1 protein-coding gene and 1 pseudogene are annotated in these 4,021 nt (G+C 71.0%); both read right to left on the bottom strand.

The features are described 5' to 3' along the window. Window positions 1–2,920, bottom strand: a pseudogene (locus ACIRBX_RS38545) (type I polyketide synthase); the annotation flags it as partial. Window positions 2,921–2,989: 69 nt separating this feature from the next. Continuing rightward, window positions 2,990–4,012, bottom strand: coding sequence for a beta-ketoacyl reductase (locus tag ACIRBX_RS38540; RefSeq protein ID WP_402305223.1), 1,023 nt, complete (start codon window positions 4,010–4,012; stop codon window positions 2,990–2,992). Between the last annotated feature and the right edge of the window lie 9 nt (window positions 4,013–4,021).

The raw sequence follows: 4,021 nt of genomic DNA, 5'->3' as shown, positions 1-4,021 counted from the left end.
CACAACCAACCCGCTCACCCACACCCAACAACAACTCCACGAACACCGAACCCGGCACCACCACCGACCCCAGCACCACGTGCTCACCCAGCCACGGGTGTGACTGCCGCGACCACCTGGCCGTGAACAGCTGCCCGCTTCCGTCGGCGGACTCCACCGCCGCGCCGAGCAGCGGGTGGCCCGTCGGCGCGAGGCCGAAGGCCGAGGCGTCGCCGGTCACCGCCGTCGGTGCCAGCCAGAAGCTGTGGTGCTGGAAGGCGTACGTGGGCAGGTCGATCCGCCGGGCCCCGCTGCCCGCGAAGTACGCCGACCAGTCGACGGGCACGCCCCGGGCGTGCAGGTCGGCCAACGCCCCGACCAAGGTCTCCGGCTCCGGGCGCCCGGCCCGCAGGGCCGCGACGGAGAGCGTGGCGGCCGGGTCCTGGACGGCACCGGCCGCCATGGCGGCAGCCACCGCGTCGGGCCCGACTTCGAGCATCGCGCTGACGCCCTCGGACTCCAGGGCCTGAACGGCGTCCAGGAACCGTACCGGTTGCCGGACTTGGCGGACCCAGTAGTCGGCCGTTCGCAGGTCGTCACCGTCGGCCGGGAGGCCGGTGAGGGTGGAGACGATCGGGATGCGGGGCCGCTGGAAGTCGAGCCCGGCCACGATCCGGCCGAACTCGGCGAGCATCCCGTCCATCTGAGCGGAGTGGAAGGCATGACTGACCGTCAACCGCTTCGTCCGCCGCCCCCGCGCCGCCAGCAGCTCCGCCGTCGCCAGCACCGCACCCTCGTCACCCGAGACCACCACCGCCAACGGCCCGTTCACCGCCGCGATCTCCGCCCCATCAAGCAGGAGCGGCAACACCTCCGCCTCCGACGCCTGCACCGCCACCATCGCACCACCACCCGGCAACGCCTGCATCAACCGCGCCCGCGCAGCCACCAGCACCGCCGCATCCGCCAGCGACAGCACACCCGCCACATGGGCAGCGGCCACCTCACCGATCGAATGCCCCACCAGGAAGTCCGGCCGCACACCCCACGACTCCAGCAACCGGAACAGCGCCACCTCCACCGCGAACAACGCCGGCTGCGCGAACCCCGTTCGGTCCAACCCCACACCCGAAGCGATCACCTCACGCAACGACCGCCCCAGCACACCGTCCAACTCCGCACACACCGCATCGAACGCCGCCCCGAACACCGGGAACGCAACAGCCAACTCCAGCCCCATGCCCACCCGCTGCGCACCCTGCCCCGTGAACAGGAACGCCGACCCACCCGACACCCGCGCAGCGACCGGACCTCCATCCGCCAACTCGGCGAGCTGACGAAGCAGTTCGTCACGGTCAGCGCCCACCAGGACCGCCCGGTGATCCAGCGCGGCACGCCCGGTGGCCAGCGAGAAGCCCACATCCACCACGTCCGCGCCCGCCGCCACCGTGAGCAACGACCGCGCCTGGTCCGCCACCGCCTCCGGCGAACGCCCCGACACCACCCACGGGACCACGCTCGGGCGGGTCGACTCGGCCGGCGTCTCCGGCTCCACCTCCGGTGCCTGCTCCACGATCACATGCGCGTTCGTCCCACCGAAGCCGAACGAAGAGACGGCGGCCCGGCGCGGTCCGTCGAGCTGCGGCCACTGCTGCTGCTCCGTCAGCAACGCCACCGAACCCGCGCTCCAGTCCACGTGCGGCGACGGCTCATCCACATGCAACGTCCGCGGCAACACACCGTGCCGCATCGCCTGCACCATCTTGATCACACCACCGACACCCGCCGCCGCCTGACTGTGACCGATGTTCGACTTCAACGACCCCAACCACAACGGCCGCTCCCCCGAACGCCCCTGACCGTACGTCGCGATCAACGCCTGCGCCTCGATCGGATCACCCAGCGTCGTCCCCGTCCCGTGCGCCTCCACCGCATCCACATCCACCGCCGACAACCCCGCACTCGCCAACGCCTGACGAATCACCCGCTCCTGCGCCGGACCATTCGGCGCCGTCAACCCATTCGACGCACCGTCCTGATTGACCGCACTCCCCCGCACCACCGCCAACACCCGATGCCCATGACGCCGCGCATCCGAAAGCCGCTCCACCAACAGCAGCCCCACACCCTCACTCCACCCCGTACCATCCGCCGACGCAGAGAACGACTTGCACCGACCATCCACCGACAGACCCCGGAGGCGGGAGAACTCCAGGAAGGCGACCGGGGTGGACATCACGGTCACCCCACCGGCCAGCGCCAGATCACACTCCCCACGCCGCAACGCCTGCGCCGCCAGGTGCAACGCCACCAACGACGACGAACACGCCGTGTCCACCGCGACGGCCGGCCCCTCCAGGCCGTACGTGTAGGAGACCCGCCCGGCAGCGATGCTGCCCGCGCTGCCGCTGAAGAGGTAACCCTCGAAGCCCTCCGACGGGAGGTCCTGGCGGGAGCCGTACTCGCCGTACATCACCCCGGTGTAGACACCGGTCCGGCTGCCCCGCAGTGCTTCGGGATCGAGGCCGGCGCTCTCGAAGGTCTCCCACGCGGTCTCCAGCAGCAACCGCTGCTGCGGGTCTGCGGCGAGTGCCTCGCGCGGGGACATCCCGAAGAACTCGGCGTCGAACAGGTCCGCGTCGTGCAGGAACCCGCCCTCCCGGGTGGTGCTGTGGCCGACCCGCTCCGGGTCCGGGTCGTACAGGCCCTCCAGGTCCCAACCCCGGTTCTCCGGGAAGCCGCTGACCGCGTCCGTACCCGCCCTCACCAGCTCCCAGAGGTCCTCGGGCGACCGCACCCCACCCGGATAGCGGCACGCCATACCGACGATCGCGATCGGCTCGTGCTCACGGTCCTCCACCTCGCGCAGGCGCTTGCGCGCCTCCCGGGCGTCGGCGATGGCACGCTTGAGGTACTCGCGAAGTTGCGCTTCGTCAGCCACGTGATCTCAGCTCTCCGGTCAAGATGAAGGAAGGTAAGGGTCCTGTGCCGTCGCTCGGTGGGCGGCAGATCAGTCGAGTTCGTCCACGAGGGCGAAGAGCTCCTCGTCGCTCGCCGCGTCCAGGTCGGGCCCGTCCGGGTCGACCCCGGAGGCGACCCCGGCCGCCTCGGCCACGGCCAGCAACTCCCGTAGCTGGTCGGTGATGTGGCGCTGGAGCTCGGCGTCGTCGAGTGCCGAGTGCAGCGCCGTCCGCAGGCTGCCCAGCTGCGCCAGGACGGGGGCCTCCCCACCGGCCGTCTTCTCCCCGAGCTGCAACTGACCGCGCAGGTACGTCGCCAGGGACGCCGGGGAGGGGTGGTCGAAGGTGAGGGTGGCCGGCAGGCGCAGGCCGGTGGCGGTGTTGATCCGGTTGCGGAGCTCGACGGCGGTCAGCGAGTCGAAGCCCATCTCCTGGAAGGCCCGTTCGGCGTCCACCGCGTTGCGGTCGGCATGGCCGAGTACGCCAGCCACCTGGGTGCGGACCAGGTCGGTCAGCACCCGTTCCTGACCCATCCGGTCGAGGGACGCCAACTGCTCGGCGAGTGAAGGCCCTTCGGGCAGCGCAGCCGCCTCGACACGTCGGCGCGCGGCCGGGACGAGGGCGCGGAGCAGGGGCGGGACCTCGGCGCCCGGGGCGCGCAGGGCGGCCGTGTCGATCCGGGTGAGTGCGAGGACCGGCTCGTCCGAGGCCACCGCGGCATCGAACAGCGCCATCGCCTCCTCGGACGGAAGCGGGCTCAGACCCATCCGGGCCAGGCGGCGGAGATCCGCCTCCGCCAGGTGGCCCGAGACGGTGCTCGCCTCTTCCCAGAGGCCCCAGGCGAGGGACGTGGCCGGCAGACCGAGCCCACGCCGATACCGCGCCAACACATCCAGAAACGAGTTCCCCGCCGCGTAGTTCCCCTGACCACCCGTCCCCAACAAACCCGCCACCGACGAATACAACACGAACGCCGACAACCCCAATCCAGCCGTCAACTCATGCAGATTCCACGCAGCATCCACCTTCGGCCGCAACACACCAGCCAACCGCTCCGCAGACAACGCCGACACCAGACCGTC

It is taken from the genome of Kitasatospora sp. NPDC096147 (genome assembly GCF_044763225.1).
Taxonomy (GTDB): domain Bacteria; phylum Actinomycetota; class Actinomycetes; order Streptomycetales; family Streptomycetaceae; genus Kitasatospora.
The sequence above is the reverse complement of the archived record's forward strand: the minus strand, read 5'-3'. Positions and strand labels throughout refer to the sequence as shown.